Annotated in this window: 13 protein-coding genes and 1 tRNA gene; 8 read left to right on the top strand and 6 right to left on the bottom strand. The window is 39.3% G+C overall.

Annotation, left to right across the window (positions count from 1 at the left end):
• Nucleotides 1–122 precede the first annotated feature (122 nt).
• From HMPREF2086_RS05030 to hisA, 3 genes are all read right to left on the bottom strand, one after another.
• Nucleotides 123–1,325, bottom strand: coding sequence for a 50S ribosomal protein L11 methyltransferase (locus HMPREF2086_RS05030; protein WP_023927682.1), 1,203 nt, complete (start codon nt 1,323–1,325; stop codon nt 123–125).
• 136 nt (nt 1,326–1,461) lie between these two features.
• Nucleotides 1,462–1,836, bottom strand: a complete 375-nt coding sequence (locus HMPREF2086_RS05025; RefSeq protein ID WP_023927681.1) for a chemotaxis response regulator CheY — start codon at nt 1,834–1,836, stop codon at nt 1,462–1,464.
• A 163-nt stretch (nt 1,837–1,999) separates the two neighbouring features.
• The gene (gene hisA / locus HMPREF2086_RS05020; protein WP_023927680.1) at nt 2,000–2,725 is read right to left on the bottom strand and encodes a 1-(5-phosphoribosyl)-5-[(5-phosphoribosylamino)methylideneamino]imidazole-4-carboxamide isomerase; all 726 of its coding nucleotides are present in this window, start codon (nt 2,723–2,725) and stop codon (nt 2,000–2,002) included.
• A 173-nt stretch (nt 2,726–2,898) separates the two neighbouring features.
• On the opposite strand from hisA, the gene HMPREF2086_RS05015 reads away from it, so the two are divergent.
• From HMPREF2086_RS05015 to HMPREF2086_RS11505, 3 genes are all read left to right on the top strand, one after another.
• Nucleotides 2,899–4,788, top strand: coding sequence for an N-6 DNA methylase (locus tag HMPREF2086_RS05015; protein ID WP_023927679.1), 1,890 nt, complete (start codon nt 2,899–2,901; stop codon nt 4,786–4,788).
• Nucleotides 4,789–4,834: 46 nt separating this feature from the next.
• Nucleotides 4,835–5,287, top strand: a complete 453-nt coding sequence (locus HMPREF2086_RS05010) for an acyltransferase (protein WP_034561118.1) — start codon at nt 4,835–4,837, stop codon at nt 5,285–5,287.
• A gap of 236 nt (nt 5,288–5,523) precedes the next feature.
• Nucleotides 5,524–5,751 (top strand): hypothetical protein, encoded by a 228-nt coding sequence (locus HMPREF2086_RS11505; RefSeq protein ID WP_148374474.1) that lies wholly within the window; start codon nt 5,524–5,526, stop codon nt 5,749–5,751.
• A 67-nt stretch (nt 5,752–5,818) separates the two neighbouring features.
• Here HMPREF2086_RS11505 and HMPREF2086_RS05005 read toward each other — a convergent pair whose 3' ends face one another.
• Complete coding sequence (locus HMPREF2086_RS05005; RefSeq protein WP_023927677.1) at nt 5,819–8,572, bottom strand: autotransporter outer membrane beta-barrel domain-containing protein; 2,754 nt, start codon at nt 8,570–8,572, stop codon at nt 5,819–5,821.
• Nucleotides 8,573–8,898: 326 nt separating this feature from the next.
• On the opposite strand from HMPREF2086_RS05005, the gene HMPREF2086_RS05000 reads away from it, so the two are divergent.
• From HMPREF2086_RS05000 to HMPREF2086_RS04980, 5 genes are all read left to right on the top strand, one after another.
• Nucleotides 8,899–10,356: a phosphomannomutase/phosphoglucomutase gene (locus HMPREF2086_RS05000; protein WP_023927676.1), complete on the top strand. Its 1,458-nt coding sequence runs from the start codon at nt 8,899–8,901 to the stop codon at nt 10,354–10,356.
• A gap of 353 nt (nt 10,357–10,709) precedes the next feature.
• The gene (locus tag HMPREF2086_RS04995; protein WP_023927675.1) at nt 10,710–10,994 is read left to right on the top strand and encodes an HU family DNA-binding protein; all 285 of its coding nucleotides are present in this window, start codon (nt 10,710–10,712) and stop codon (nt 10,992–10,994) included.
• Between the two features lie 49 nt (nt 10,995–11,043).
• Nucleotides 11,044–11,120 (top strand) — tRNA-Arg (locus HMPREF2086_RS04990).
• 111 nt (nt 11,121–11,231) lie between these two features.
• A complete protein-coding gene (locus tag HMPREF2086_RS04985; protein ID WP_023927674.1) occupies nt 11,232–11,972 on the top strand; it encodes a YggS family pyridoxal phosphate-dependent enzyme in 741 nt (246 codons plus the stop codon).
• 201 nt (nt 11,973–12,173) lie between these two features.
• Complete coding sequence (locus HMPREF2086_RS04980; RefSeq protein ID WP_023927673.1) at nt 12,174–13,535, top strand: MFS transporter; 1,362 nt, start codon at nt 12,174–12,176, stop codon at nt 13,533–13,535.
• A gap of 182 nt (nt 13,536–13,717) precedes the next feature.
• Here HMPREF2086_RS04980 and HMPREF2086_RS04975 read toward each other — a convergent pair whose 3' ends face one another.
• Nucleotides 13,718–14,671, bottom strand: a complete 954-nt coding sequence (locus HMPREF2086_RS04975; protein WP_148374473.1) for a hypothetical protein — start codon at nt 14,669–14,671, stop codon at nt 13,718–13,720.
• Nucleotides 14,610–15,413, bottom strand: a complete 804-nt coding sequence (locus tag HMPREF2086_RS04970; protein ID WP_023927671.1) for a glucosyltransferase domain-containing protein — start codon at nt 15,411–15,413, stop codon at nt 14,610–14,612. The genes HMPREF2086_RS04975 and HMPREF2086_RS04970 overlap by 62 nt, the downstream gene beginning before the upstream one ends.
• Between the last annotated feature and the right edge of the window lie 13 nt (nt 15,414–15,426).

Below are 15,426 nucleotides of genomic sequence, written 5' to 3'. Positions count from 1 at the left end.
ATTTTGTTCCATTGTTTCCTCTTATTTCCTCTAAAATAATTTGTTTGTCAAAAGACTTAAAAGCCACATTATATTATATTTTGGCAAGAAAATTAGCCAAATTTGGTTGATTTTGGCTAATGCTAATTCTGCAAAGCAAATTTTAGGCACACCCACTCATCTTTGCACTTCTCATCAAGCAAAACAAAGGCAGAATCTTTGGCACAAAAATGTGAGATGATAAGGGGAGCTTTGCTCTCAATAATTCCCGATAATATCAGCAGAGGAGTAAAAATATGTTTATCGCAGTTTTTTGGGTTTTTGCGATTTTTGACACGATTTAAGGCAAGCGCAAAATCATCTCGCAAAGGCAGTAAAATATCAGCCAAAATATTTGCACAAATAAGGTCATATTTTGCATCAAATGAGGGGTTTGCTAGCATTTTATCAAGCGTGCTTTGATATGCTTTGTCATAATCCGCACGATTTTGCGCGAAATTTTTACGCGTTTGCTCTATGGCGTATTCATCAATATCGCACACATCGACTTTTGCACCCATTTTTACCATAGCTATGCCCAAAATCCCACTTCCACAGCCCAAATCTAAACAAACCTTATTGCGCAAATTCCACTCCAAATCGACTTTGTGCAACTCCTCTAGGCACAAAAAAGTGCTTGCGTGATGTCCAGAGCCAAACGCTAAAGACGGGTCAATGATAATGTCTATAAGTGTGCTAGATTTGGTATTTTTGAGTGCTTTTGTGCTTTTTGGTGGCTTTGTCGTTTGGACATAGCTAGATTTTGGTGGCTCACACCACGAAGGACGGATATAAAATCTCGCACACTCTATGGGGCTAACACCGCGCTTATACGCTTCTATCCAATCAATATTTTCGCATTTTTTTACACTATAAGCAAAACCTACTTTTTCTCCTACGCGCTCGCTTAAAGTTTGTGTAAAATCCTGCAATTCTTTCAAAAGACTTTGTGGGGTGGATTCTGCGCGGACAATCATCATTTGGGATTCTATACCTTTTGCTTCAGCTATCGCTAAGTTTGCGCAAATTTCGCTAAAATCAGCATTGCAACAATGCCATATAGGATTTGAAAGATTTTTGGTTGGGGTTTTTGTATGGTTTTTTGTGGAATCTTTTGCAGGTTCTCTTGCAGATTTTGCAGAAGTTTTTGTAGTGGATTTTGTAGATTCTTGGTTAGATTTTTGAAGCTCTTTTTGCGTTATAGGCTTTTGCTCGATAGCCTCTCCCGTCATCTCAAGCACATAATCGCAAAAAATGTCAAAGTATCCTGTGGGGACAATGCAAGTCTCATAATAATGTGTTTTCATAAAAACTATATAACTTCTATAATCTTATGATTTTTGAATTTTTGCAATCTTTATAAAACTATATGAACTCTTATGTGGCTCTACACTTAATAGTCATTTGCCAAAAGCAACGCAACTCAAATACACAAAATATATGTCAATCATTTACACCTAGCACGACCTCTAGCTTTTCTTTTAGCACTTGAGGGGTAAATGGCTTCACAATGTAGTTATTCACGCCAGCTTTTAGCGCGGTAATGACTTCAGACTTGCCACCCTCTGTGGTTACCATAATGATTGGAATCTCCTTGTATCGCCCATCAGCGCGAACCTTTTTTACCAAATCAAGCCCATTCATTTCAGGCATATTCCAGTCTGTTATCAGCACCCCTATGCCCTCTTGCCCATCCATAATCTCCCACGCTTGCACCCCGTGCTCGGCTTCTAAAATATCTTGGTAGCCTAGTCGCTCAAGAGTGTTTTTTATGATTCGTCTCATTGTGGAGCTATCATCAACGACTAATAATCTCAAGGGAAACTCCTTTATTTACTTTGCTTAATCAATGCAAGGGCAAATCTTACGCACCTTTTAAATTGCGTAATCATAACATAAAACCATTAAGATTTATCCCTTTCTTTGCCTTTTTATTAGATTTTGTTTATGGTTTTTGTGCGCGTTTAAAAATCACACAAAACTAGCGGTTAGCCTCTTTTATCGCTTCTTTTAAGTTGATTTTCCCCTCATAAAAAGCCTTGCCGATTATAATCCCACCAGCTAGATTTTCGCCCTCAAAAGCCTTTTTTAGTTTGGTTACATCTTCTATGCCTTTGCACCCGCCACTTGCGATAGTTGGCTTGCCACAAGCCTTTGCAATAGAGAGTGTGAAATCAATATTTATCCCGCTTAATGCTCCATCTTTTGAAATATCTGTGCAGATAACACCCTCTATGGCACTATCTCTATACTCCCCTGCTAGCTCTAGCGCATCTATCTCACTTACACTTCCCCAGCCCTCTACTGCGACTTTGCCACCTCTAGCGTCTATGCCTACCACCACAGGATAGCTACTTGCCACAGTCTTGGTAAATTCTACATTTTTTAGCGCGATTGAGCCAAGTATCACTCTATCCACACCGATATTTATATATCGCTTGATAGCCTCTTCATCGCGAATTCCACCTCCTACTTGGATTTGTAGTGAAGTGCTTTTACGCAAAGATTCTATCAATGCTAGATTTTCATTCTTTCCACTTAGTGCACCATCTAAATCGACAATATGCACCCACTTTGCCCCAGCCTCTTCAAATAAACGCAAAAAATCGTGTGCTTCTCCATAGATTTTCGCACTATCAAACTCGCCTTGATATAGCCTAACAGCCTTGCCGCCTTTTAAATCAATCGCAGGAAAAATCTCTAGCATAATAAATCACCTCTAAAAATAAACTTAAAATCAACTTTAAGAAAACTCTTTGGCAAAAAAACAAAGCCAAAATTATAGCTTTTTATCGCAATTTCATCTGTGATTTTGGTGATGATTTTGACAAAAATGCTAGAATTTTGGTGCAGATTTTTTAAAATGGAGTTTTTTATAAAATGGATTCTACAAAAAATACAGATTTTGATACATTGCAGCCACTTTTAAAATGCTTTGACTATCTAAAGCCTTATTATATCGACACACTTGATGTTATAGGTGTTATGCTTGAGATGATTTTGCTAAAAATCAAAAAGCCAAAACAATACTCTAGCCTACTCTCATCTGTCAATAAAACAAAAGCTAGCAATAAACTACTTGAAGTGCTAAAAACTACCCTAAAAGAACCTAAATACACTACCTTACTACTCACACAAGAATCCAAAATAAACCCTATAAAGATTTTGCGATTTATTGAGCAAAGCCACATATCAAAGATTTCAAATGAGTTAATTGAGGAGTTTTTGCACCTTATCACACAGAAAAAAACCTCTAATAAGCTGTATTTCTACTCCACGCCTAGCGAGATAAATCGTCTTTTGGTAGGGATTTTGGATATAAAAGATAATGATGAAGTGTATAACCCCTGCTATGGAATGGGAAGTGTGTTTTTGTGCTTGCCAAGCAAAAAAATAAAACTATATGGCGAGGAGCTAGATTCTAAACTTTCTTATCTTGCTAGGCTTATTGCGAGCATTAGCGGGATAGAGGAGACACATTTGGGTGTGGGCGATATTTTGGAAAATCCACTCTTTAGAGTCCAAAAAAACACACAAAACACAAAACAAAACGCTAACCAAAGTAAAAATTCCACGATAGATTCACAAGATTTTGACTTTATGAAGTTTGACAAAATCCTTTGCAATCCACCGCTAAACGCACAAATGAGCACTGAAAATTTAAAAGATGATATGAGGTTTAGGGAAATGGGAATACTAGCAAAATCCTATCCCGAGCTAGTGTTTTTGGTGCACTCTCTTGCTCACCTAAAGCAAAAAGGCGTTTTTATCGTGCGTAATCAAACATTGCTAAAATCCTCGCTAGAGGGCAAGCTACGCTCCTATCTGTGTCAAAATGGACTTATAGAAGCTATAATCGAGCTACCCAAAAATATTTTTCCTCATCAAAATTATGATTTTTCTGTGATTGTTGTCTCTAAAGGCAACAAAGAGATTTTGCATATAAACGCAAATAACGAGCATTTTTTTGCCAAAGACGGCAAGTATAATCGCCTAAAAAATATCGAAAGACTTCTAGAAATCTATCACTACAAAAAGCTAACTCCACATTCTGCGCTAACTCCGCTTGAGAAAATCTCTCCAAAAGACTTGCGAGCCCAAAGCTACATAAACTTGCGACTTGTGCCACCTACCCCACTACCAATCACTGCCAAAACAAAAAAACTTGCCAAAGATTTTAGCTTGCAAGATTTGGGTGTAGAGATATTTCGCGGGCAAAGAGTGCAAGGCACAAGCCAAGATGAGCCTATTGAGTTTTATGACATAGGCATAGCAGATTTTGCTATCTGTGGCTTTACGCAAAGCTTTGAAGCAAAAAAAGACAAAGGCAACGCTGCCAAAATCTATAAATACCGCATAAAGCCTTATGATATTTTGCTATCTTTGCGAGGGGTAAGCCCCAAAATCGCCATAGTAGGACAAAACGCGTTTGCCAAAAAAGAAGTCTTACAAAAAGATGGGGTTAGCATCTCTAGCATAAATATGATTCCAAGCGTGGTAAATGCTGGAATCATCGTGCTTCGAGCTCCTAGCAAGCAAGTAGCTATCGGGCTTTATTGTTATTTTTTCTCCACACAGGGCGAGGAAGCATTATCACGGCTTTACAAAACAAGCACCGATGTCGCGATAGACACCCAAAGCCTGCACTCTTTGCGCGTGCCAAGCGACTATGACAAAGGCTCTATGGATAAAATCGCTAGACTTGATAATGCAAAAGAGAGAATCTATGCAATAGAGTGGGAAATACAAGGCATAAAAGATGGCAAATAATAATGCAAAATCAAATACAAAATCCAAAAAAGCACAATCATCACAAATGCGGATTTTGAAAAGCGAGATTGTAGATATTACACACGGGAAAGGGTTTTGCATAGTAAAGCCACTAAATCTTTATGGCTGTCATTTTGGGGATAACTGCTTTGTGGGTCCATTTGTAGAAATCCAAAACGAAGTAACTATCGGGCATAATTGCCGTATCCAAAGCCACAGCTTCATCTGCTCGCTTAGCATTATCGGGGATAATTGCTTCATCGGGCATAGTGTGGCGTTTGTAAATGATTTGTTTAGAGAGGGTAAGCCAAGTGCTGATAAAAACAAATGGCGTGGCGCAAGTGTAGGAAATAATGTAAGTATCGGAAGTAATGCTACGATTTTGCCTGTGAAAATCTGTGATAATGTCGTAATCGGCGCGGGAAGCGTGGTAACCAAAGACATAACCAAAAGTGGAATCTATGCAGGCAACCCTGCCAAAAAAATCCGTGATTTGTAAATAATAAGCTATCAAAAATATCCAAAAGTATTCATCATTGCTAGATTCGGCTTGAAAGCGTGGAATCGTAGCAAAAACAAGCGCGGCAAAGTTTCTTTAGTAATTCAAAAAATTCGTCATTGCGAGAGAATCCGCAAGGATTCTCGTGGTAATCTATATCTTTGTCCGTCATTGCGAGAATCGCTTTGGTGTTCGTAGCAATCTAAAAAGTTCTTCATATTTGTCATTGCGAGGCAGTGGCTAAGCCACAACGAAGCAATCCACGCTTTTATTTGTCATTGCGAGATTTGACGAAGTCAAGTCGTGGCAATCTATGTCTTTTTTATGGATTGCCACGCTCACTTCGTTCGCTCGCAATGACGATTGGCGTGTGGATTACTAAAGAAACTGCGCTACGCTTGTTTTCTAAAGAAACTTCGCTTCGCTTGTTTTGCCGCGTAAGTCTTGCGACTTACGCGCAATGACAAAATGACAAAACCATAAAACCTAATCTAAGCCTTATACCAAATGCCCACGCTTAAATCAAACCATTTATTCATCAATATAGTAGATTTTTTTCTTGGACTTTTTAGGCTTCTTTGGCTTAGATTTCTTTTGTGAGTTCTCAAGTGCGGAGCGAGAGATAGCATTGCCGTCTTTGTCTTTGACATAGTCCGTGCCACCAAACCAATACGCGTATTTGAGATTCAAAGTCGTAGTTACGCCATTAAACCAATCATCTGTTTTTACGCTTTGTCCTTGAGCGTTTTTTTCTTTGGCAAAAGTGCTAGCATAGAAAAGCCCATCATAGCCAAAGCTTAGCTCGTGATTTTTCTTTATCATCCAAATAAAATCAAGTGCTAGATTCCCATACACTGCAGGCAGGGTTATTTTGCCCGTGTTTTTAAAGTCTTCACTTTCGCCAATCCTAAAACTTGCTTGTTTGCCATTTATGATATTATACTTCACGCCCACTTTCAAATTTGTGCGAAACTTATTTCCCCACATTTTGTAGTATCGCACAGCTGCGCTTAATTGTGGCAAATGCCAATAGATAGAATTGTAATATTCATTTGCTCCCAAAGGCATAAAATCTACCCCATCAATTGGAATAACAGGCTTCATAAATTTCATAGGAAAACTAGATAGCATATCATAGCTTAGCCCGACTTCAGGACTTAGGTAGCTATTTCGCTTGAAGTAATAAAATGTAAAACCACCGCGCACTTCCGCGCCTACGCTATACATTAGTGGCACGCTAGAGTTTTTTGAGTCGGAGTCTATTTTGTTTGTTTTTCCGCCCGCTTCAAATCTAAATTGTGGCAAATCCGCTCCACCACGAATAGTTGCTTTGATAAACCCCTCCCATATTTTAGAAGTAATCGCAAAGGTTTTAAAATAGTTTAGCCCTGCTTGGATACTATTTGTCTGCACTGTGGCAGGTGCGCCAGCTAGGGTAGTATCTGCGTGAGAAAATTCATACCCCATATACGCACCAACGATTCCGCTTGCCTTCAAATTTCTTTGCAATCCTACCAATGCACCACCTGCGTATTCTATGGCGGAGCTTTTTGCACCCATATCTACGAAGCTATGCACAGCATAAGGAAGTGCAAAAACTCGCCAATCTCGCCTACCCGTATAGGGGATAAACATTACATCAAGTTGGTCTATGACTTCAAAGTTGTTATATCCTTTGTCTAGATTTTGTCCTTTGGACTGCTCTAGGGTTAGCTTGGCTAGCTTATCACGCATTTTGTCGATTTTTACTTGATTTTTGCGAGTTTGCTTAGCAAACTTAGAGCTACGGTTGGTTAGCCTAGACATATCGTATTGGATTAGCCTTAGCTCTACTTCTTGGTTGTAGTATCTATCGCTATGAAATGTCTTTGTCGTCATCGTATCTAGGATATTTTGTGTCATCGCTTGACGGCGCATATAGCTTAGGGCTAGAGAGCGATACACACCCGCGCCGTAGCTAGTAGCGACATCAGCTTCTAGGATAAATCCTGTCTCCCCCTCTTTGATTGACACACCGGGCGCAGCTGTTATGCTACTGTATCCTATTTTATAGTTTGGGTTATAGGTGTTGCCATCGTTTGTTAGCACAAGGTATTGGTAGTTATACCACGAGCCTGCCTGTGCATTTGGTCCAATGGAGAGATATATAGAGCCATCTCCTATCTTTATCCTATCGCCAATCGCCCCTGTCGAATTAGATATAGTAATGTGTTGCCCTTTTAATGCATCGGTTCTAGGCACGCTATTCCAAGCAGTAGAACTAGCATTTATGGTAAGAGATATAGAGTGAATGTTGAGATTGGTTATATCTGCCCTTAAATATGTGCTTCCTAAATAAGGAGAAAACACGCCTGCTGTTCCCACAGTAAGTGTGCCTATTTTGCCAAAACCTGTAAGAGTAGCATTTTTTGTTTGGTCATTATAATTAACAGTCCCACTACTTCGTATTTTACTTACAAAACTCCCTGCACCACCGATAGTGAGTGATGATATATTTGAGGTATCGTTTAAAGATATTCCCTCACCACCTACACTTGCCCCACCACTCACGCTTACACCACCACTAAAACTACCTTTTAAAATAAGCCCTCCTATACTAGTGCCACCACTTAAAACTATCGATGAATAGCCAACACCCGTAAAGTCAAAAGTCGTGCTAGAAGCAGAGGTGTTTAGAAAATTTAGCGATGAATAAGTGGTAAAAGTTTTTGATACAGTGCCTGCACCCACAGATAATTTGGCGTTTGTCGTGCCAAAATTGTAAGTTTTATCATTGTCGGATTGAAGCCTGTTTTGTAGTTCGCTAGCACTCATAGAGCCTGTGAAATCAGTTGCTACAAGTGCTTGACAAAAAAGCCCCGATATGATTGCTACTTTGGCTAGGAGTATTTTTGCGCTTAAGTGGTGGTGGCTTTGTTTTTTAAAAACCCTTTCCTTTGCGGAGGGGGTTTGGGGGTGGGTATCTTTTGCATTAGAAAAAGCGTGGAAAGATTCGTCATCACTAAAGAAACTTCGGCTTCGCCTTGTTTTGCAACGCTCACTTCGTTCGCTCGCAATGACGGAAACATTTGAATTTGTATTGTTGGTAACGGAAATATTCGCACTATTGGCAGTTGTTAGCTTTACTTGAAGTGCGGAAGTGGTATCTACCCACCCCCTAGCCCCACTCGTGCTGCGGGAGGGGGAACTAACATTATGCCCACTCGCAATGGAGGGGGAACTGATTAAGCGTGAACTACTCTCTCTCTCTCTCTCTCTCGTTTGTGCCTCAAAGCACTTATACATTTTGTGCTTTTATCTATATTCATCGTATCTCCTTAGGAAGTAATGTTTTTTTGGGTTATGTCTAGTTTATTACAAACCCTATAAGTTTAACTCAAAAGTAAAGCAAAAAATCTAAATTTAAGTCTTTTTGGTATCTTTTTATCTAATATATGAAAAATCTATATAGGTTTTACAAACTTTCTTAAAAATTTTTTAAGGATTTTTATACAAGTTTAGCAAAAAAGGTTATGTAAAAAAAATGTAGATTTATTAGACTCTCATTAGTGAGAATGTAGGAAAATCTATAATCTCAAAAAAAGCAAAAGCCACAGCAAAAAGGAGCAAAAATGAGTAAAAATGCAAACCAAAAAGTAGATATGAATATCTTTAGAGAATATGACATTCGCGGGATTTATGGAGAAAGCCTCACAAAAGAAGTCGTGCAGCATATAGGACTTTTGCTTGGCAAGCGCATACTTGCTAGCGCAAGCAAGACAGTCGCCATAGGATATGATGCACGCACGCACTCCCCCACGCTGTATGAATGGCTAAAAGATGGCTTTATCTCAAGTGGTGTGGAAGTGTATTTTATGGGTATGATTCCCACGCCTGTGGCGTATTTCGCCACATTTGCGAGCGAAAAAATAGACAAAAAAGCAAATATCACAAGCTCTGTGATGATAACAGGTAGCCACAATCCGCCACAATATAATGGATTTAAAATCACTATTGATAGAAAGCCTTTTTATGGAGAGGATATAAGAAATCTGGGCGCAGAGCTAGCACAAAGCGAGCTAAAAGCACTAGACACAGCGCAAAATCAAGCCAAAAATCTAGACGCGCTAAAAAACTATGAGGATTTTTTGGTGGAGCATTTTGCGCGATTGGAGGATTTCCCTTACCAAATCGTGCTTGACTATGGTAATGGCGTGGGTGCGCTCGGGCTAGAAAATGTGCTATCTCGCCTAAAAATAAAGCATACAAGCCTATATGAAAAGCCTGATGGCACATTCCCTAACCACCACCCCGACCCAAGCGAAGAAAAAAACCTCGCTGATATTATCAAGTATATGAAAGAAAATAGCACGTCTATTGGAATCGCTTTTGACGGAGATGCGGATAGAATCGCGCTGATGACGCAAAATCATCTCTACAAAGGCGATGAAATGGCGATACTATTTGCACGAGAAATCGCCAAAATCACGCCAAATCCAACTATCATAGGCGAAGTAAAATGCTCTCAAATAATGTATGATGAGATAAATTCTCTAGGCACAGCCATAATGTATAAGACAGGGCATAGCAATCTAAAAGTAAAACTAAAAGAACTAAATGCGCAAATGGCAGCAGAAATGAGTGGGCATTTGTTTTTTAATGATAGGTATTTTGGCTATGATGATGCGCTATATGCGGCATTGCGCTCGCTAGAGCTATTTGCAATGCACACACCTAGTGAAGTAGAATCTAGCATAAAATCCCTACCCAAACTCTACTCCACTGATGAGGAAAAAATCTCAACCACAGAGGAAGAAAAATTTGCCAAAATAGCAAATCTAAAGGCAAAGCTAGAAGCCATAGCGCGAGATAGTAGAGATATAACCATACATACAGAATCTCATCGCAGATTCCCAAGAATTTATGATATTATCGACATTGACGGGGTAAGAGTGGTGTTTGAAAACGGCTGGGCTTTGGTAAGGGCTAGCAACACCACGCCCGTGCTTGTAACGAGGTTTGAAGCAAAATCAAAAGAGGAACTAGAGCAATATCAAAATGCGATATTTTCTGTGCTAAGAGAATGCTAAGAGTGTGGCTATGGAGCTAGAAAGAGGGCTTTTGGAGGGATTTTAGCAGTGCAAGAGGTGCGAGGGGTGTAAATTTTGCACTACAATTTTGCACAATGATATGGATTATGCTAAGGCGTGTGAAATCTAGCAAGTGTCAAAAAAATAAGCAAAAAAAAAGAAGCTAAAACATAAAAAATCTAAAAACTAAAAATCAAGTAAAAAAGGGCTTTGTAGGACAAAAATCGTGCAAAATGCCCTAAAAATAGGGAAAATTTTGCACTTTTTTATAAAATTTTGCGCAAAATCCTTGATTTTAGGGAAAAAATTGTATAGAATAAGCACGCTTTAAATTTCACCTCAAAGGAGACACGATGAATAAAGCAGAGTTTGTAGAACTTGTAAAAGAAGCTGGCAAGTTTTCAAGCAAAAAAGGTGCAGAGGACGCAGTAAACGCTTTTGTAGCAGCTGTGGAAAAAGCACTTAGCAAGAAAAAGCCTGTTGAGCTAGTTGGCTTTGGCAAATTTGAAGCCACAGTGCAAAAAGGCAAAACTGGTAAAGTTCCCGGCAGCAACAAAACTTACACAACTAAGGACAAATATGTTCCTAAGTTTAAGCCCGGTAAGAGCTTGAAAGACCTAGTAGCTAAGGCTAAATAAGTCTTCTTCCCCCCATTTTTATGGGGCTTGTCCCCTCTTGTGGGGGCTTGTCCCCGTAGCTCAGCTGGATAGAGCGTACGATTCCTAATCGTAAGGTCGTGGGTTCAAATCCCGCCGAGGACACCACTTTTTACTTTCTTTGAAACTTTTTGTTTTTTTTTTTTTTTTTTTACACTTTTTAGAATGTTTTTACTATCCCCACCAAAATATCTACTATTTTTGCGATAAAGAGAAACAATGATAAGCGACTTTAGACAAAACCTAAAATCTATCCAAGACAAAGTCCAAAAATACTCCCAAATCTACGCACAAAAACACAATATAAAAACCCACGAAATAAAGCTAATCGCTGTATCAAAATACCACAGCACGCAAGAGATTTTGACTCTGCACTCTCTAGGGCAATGCTACTTTGGCGAAAACAAAGTCCAAGACTTGAGGCAAAAAATTGGCGAAATAGACTCCAAAAGTCTTGTTGGCAAAAACTCTATTGATAAAAATCCTATCAAATGGCACTTCATCGGCACACTTCAACGCAACAAAATAAACTCCCTCCTTGCACTTCGCCCAGCACTTATCCACTCCATAGACTCCCTACCATTAGCTCTAGCCATAGATGAAAAATGCCTAGAATTAGGCATAACCCAACCTGCGCTATTGCAAGTAAATAGCGCAAATGAGCCTAGCAAGCACGGATTTAGCCTAGAATGTGCTAAAGAAGCTTTTCTAGAAATAAAAGACCGTGCCAAAAATCTCAATCTATGTGGGATAATGACTATCGGTGCGCACAGCGATGATAGAAGCAAGATAAATGATAGCTTTGCAATCACAAAAGAGCTGTATGATAGCCTCTCTAGCGCAGGTGCTAGTGTGCTATCTATGGGTATGAGTGGGGATTTTGACTTAGCGATACAAAACGGGGCAAATATGCTTCGCATAGGCTCGGCACTTTTTTCCACAAATAAGCAAAATCCGTAAAAACACAAGCAAACATATTTTGTTTATTTTTGTAACCCTTTGTCAAAAAGAAACAAAAAGCTACGCAATATTTTTAGTCGTTTTAAAACTCTTTGGCTAGAATGTTTTTGGATTCCACTTTGAGATTTTTTTGATTTTTAAAAATTCCATAAAAATCAAAAAAGACAATTCCAAACTACTTAAATCACAAAAAGGACTAAAATGCAAAACTCTAAAAACCTATCCACTACTGCCGCTTCGCAAAGCACTACTTCGCAGAGTGGCACTTCACAAGACAAAGCAGATTCTACACCCGCTACGAACCAACTATCAAAGCAAGCCAAAATCCGCTCTATCATCGCAGCAAGTAGTGGAAATCTCGTAGAATGGTTTGACTTCTATATTTATGCCTTTAGCGCAGTGTATTTTGCGCATACATTTTCTACTTCGGATAATCCCACGATTCAGCAGATAAACGCGTTTGGGATTTTCGCGCTTGGGTTTTTTATGCGTCCGATTGGCTCTTGGCTCTTTGGCTCTCTAGCGGATAAAATCGGGCGTAAGTCATCTATGGTGATTTCGGTAGTGCTTATGGCACTAGGCTCTTTTATGATAGCAGCTCTGCCTAGCAAAGATAGCGTGGGGGAATTTGCCGTGATACTTTTGCTTATAGCGCGACTTATTCAGGGCATAAGCGTGGGTGGCGAGTATGGCATAGCAGCGACTTATCTTAGCGAGCTAGCAAGCGAGGGAAAGCGCGGATTTTACTCATCTTTTCAGTATGTTACACTCATCGGTGGGCAGCTTTTGGCAGTGGCAAGTATCAGTATAATGCTATATTTTTACACCGAAGCAGAGATGAAAGAGTGGGCTTGGAGGATTTTGTTTGTCATAGGTGGGGTTTTGGCACTAGGTTCGCTTTTTGTAAGAAGCATTATGCAAGAGAGTGCGCAGGATTTAGAGAAGCACGAGGATAGAGGCACGCTAAAAGCACTACTTCAAAGCTGGAAGCCCTTTTTGCTCGTGGTGGGAATCACTTCGGGTGGCTCTCTAGCGTTTTATACTATCACAACTTATACAAAGACTTTTATGATAAATTCTGCGCATATCAGCACGACTACTTCAAATCATATTATGCTTTACGCGCTATTTTTGCTTATGTGTATGCAGCCACTTTTTGGGCTACTAGGGGACAAAATCGGGCATAAACGGTCTCTCATCATCTTTGCTACCCTAGCAATGTGTGGAATCTACCCGCTATTTATGTTGCTAGGAAGCACGCAAGTGAGTGCAAATCCATACTATGCCTTTGGCGTGATAGTCGCACTTTTTGTGATACTTAGTTTTTATACTTCAGTGGCTGGAATCTTTAAAGCAAAGCTATTTCCTATGCACATTCGTGCGCTTGGCACGGGGTTTGGCTATGCGATACCAAATGCGATTTTTGGTGGCTCTGCGCAATATGTCGCGCTAAATTTCAAAAACGCAGGTGTGGAGAATGGATTTTTTATCTATGTAACAATAATGATGGCACTCGTGCTAATCGTAGCTAGCCTACTACCCAAAAAGGGAATAATCAACTAGGCAAAATCCACAAAAGAGCAAGAACTACAAAAGCAATCTCGCCACAAAAAGAACAAAATCTAAAAACCAAGCGAACCAAAAAAATCTAAGATTCTTTTGTTTGATGATTTTATTTGCTTAAGGATTTTTTACTTACTTAAATTTTGGTTGCTTAGATTTTGCTTGCTTAATTATTTTAGATTTTACTCGCTTGGTTTAAGTGTAACGATAAGGCAAGTTTTTGGGGTGTCGTTTTTGGATTCTTTTGCTTGATAAGTTTCGATTTTGTGATAAGGGTTTTCTAGCAAAATTTTCGCACTAGAATCTATGGTAGAATCTCTTGTAGATTTTGTGTCTTTTTTGGTGCATTCTTGGTAGGATTGCTCGCTAAAAGTTTCAATCGCATAAGGAATCTTATAGACTTGCAAAACTGCAGGCGTGGTAAATGCTTCCCCAAAATGTATCGGCAAAAGTGCCTTTGTGATAGCATATCTACGCGCTAGCTCTTGTGCAGTAGGAGTGTAGCCGATAGTGCCTTTTATGAAAATTATCGTGTCATAGTCTTTGAGTAGCTTTGGCTTTTTCCATTTGTGCCACCATTTGTTTGGATTTCGCCTGTCTTGCAAATGTGTGGTGTAAGTGGGGTTTGGCTTTATTTTAATCAAATCATTTATCAGCAAATTTGCCCGAAACATTGTGTATTCTTGCTGCTTTGCAAGCGCGTTACCATAGGCATTGGCATAAAGCACACACTGATAGGTTAGGATAAGCACAAAAGCTCGTCCCAAAAATTTAAAAACTTTGCCATTTTGAGAATATCTAAGACAAAACAAGCAAAGCACAGCTACAAAAGCACCGATTCCATTAAACACTCGTGGTGCAAATATAGGCTTCTCTAGCACCAAATACGCCCCAAAAGACAAACCTAAACTCACGCCCAAAAACAAAATAGCGCAAATAAATATGCAAACTTTGCCTAGCAAAGAAGCCTTAGTATTTTTAGATTCTCTAGCAAAGTCCCCAAAACAACAAACAATCACAAAAAACACACATAGTGCGCAAAAAATAAAGATAAATGGACTCCACGCCATATCACTAAGCAAGTGATGAAAATAAGTGCTTATGTTTGCATATATCCCCCCCCCCGAACATTTCACTAAAAGAAAGCATTTTATCGCTAGCATAGCTGTTTATATCAGTTTTTCGCACAAAAATCACTTTGTAAATCCCGCTAGCAAGCACAAAACTTCCCGCACAAGAGAGCACAAAAGCCAAAATATGCTTTTTGCTAAGACTTTCAACTGTCATCACAAAGATAAAAAACAAACAAAGCACGATATATACGCTATTTGCAGCTTGGTAGCTTAGGTATGAAAACACTAGACAAACCACGCTCGCAGCGCAAAACACAACTAGATTTTTGCGAAAGATAAAAGGCAAGCACACGCACAATAGCGCGAAACTCATCGTAGCACAATCAAATCTATATGAGATATTTTGCAAAAAATATGGACTTAGCCCAAGCGGTGCTAAAGCGATGATTCCCCAAAAACTAAAGCCACCATTTAGTGCGTATAAAATTGCCATAGACGCAAGAGTGAGAAAGCAAATACCTAGCAGCTGATAAAGCGGGGAAATATCCAAAATCCCATCAAAAAGATTTAGCACCTCTACCAAAAATGTCGCCATATAGCGAGAAAATCCGCTAAATCCTTGACGATTCATACTCCTAACCCAATCATCTAAATAATACGCATTCCCTCGCAATAGCGCAAAAAGCGCGACAAGATATAGACAGACACCAAAAACAAAAATAGCCCTAAATCGTGGTGTGTGAATAAAATCTAGCAGATTTTGCTTAAAAACTGCATAGTGTTGTGGGATTTTTCTTTGTGGCATTTGTGATTCCTTT

This window comes from Helicobacter macacae MIT 99-5501 (assembly GCF_000507845.1).
In the GTDB taxonomy this organism is placed as follows: domain Bacteria; phylum Campylobacterota; class Campylobacteria; order Campylobacterales; family Helicobacteraceae; genus Helicobacter_B; species Helicobacter_B macacae.
The sequence above is the reverse complement of the archived record's forward strand: the minus strand, read 5'-3'. Positions and strand labels throughout refer to the sequence as shown.

Excerpts from the sequence above, each read along its gene's own strand:
- HMPREF2086_RS05030 (WP_023927682.1), bottom strand. The coding sequence starts at position 1,325 with ATGAAAACACATTATTATGAGACTTGCATTGTCCCCACAGGATACTTT.
- hisA (WP_023927680.1), bottom strand. The coding sequence starts at position 2,725 with ATGCTAGAGATTTTTCCTGCGATTGATTTAAAAGGCGGCAAGGCTGTT.
- HMPREF2086_RS05015 (WP_023927679.1), top strand. The coding sequence starts at position 2,899 with ATGGATTCTACAAAAAATACAGATTTTGATACATTGCAGCCACTTTTA.
- HMPREF2086_RS05010 (WP_034561118.1), top strand. The coding sequence starts at position 4,835 with ATGCGGATTTTGAAAAGCGAGATTGTAGATATTACACACGGGAAAGGG.
- HMPREF2086_RS05005 (WP_023927677.1), bottom strand. The coding sequence starts at position 8,572 with ATGTATAAGTGCTTTGAGGCACAAACGAGAGAGAGAGAGAGAGAGAGT.
- HMPREF2086_RS05000 (WP_023927676.1), top strand. The coding sequence starts at position 8,899 with ATGAGTAAAAATGCAAACCAAAAAGTAGATATGAATATCTTTAGAGAA.
- HMPREF2086_RS04995 (WP_023927675.1), top strand. The coding sequence starts at position 10,710 with ATGAATAAAGCAGAGTTTGTAGAACTTGTAAAAGAAGCTGGCAAGTTT.
- HMPREF2086_RS04985 (WP_023927674.1), top strand. The coding sequence starts at position 11,232 with ATGATAAGCGACTTTAGACAAAACCTAAAATCTATCCAAGACAAAGTC.
- HMPREF2086_RS04980 (WP_023927673.1), top strand. The coding sequence starts at position 12,174 with ATGCAAAACTCTAAAAACCTATCCACTACTGCCGCTTCGCAAAGCACT.
- HMPREF2086_RS04970 (WP_023927671.1), bottom strand. The coding sequence starts at position 15,413 with ATGCCACAAAGAAAAATCCCACAACACTATGCAGTTTTTAAGCAAAAT.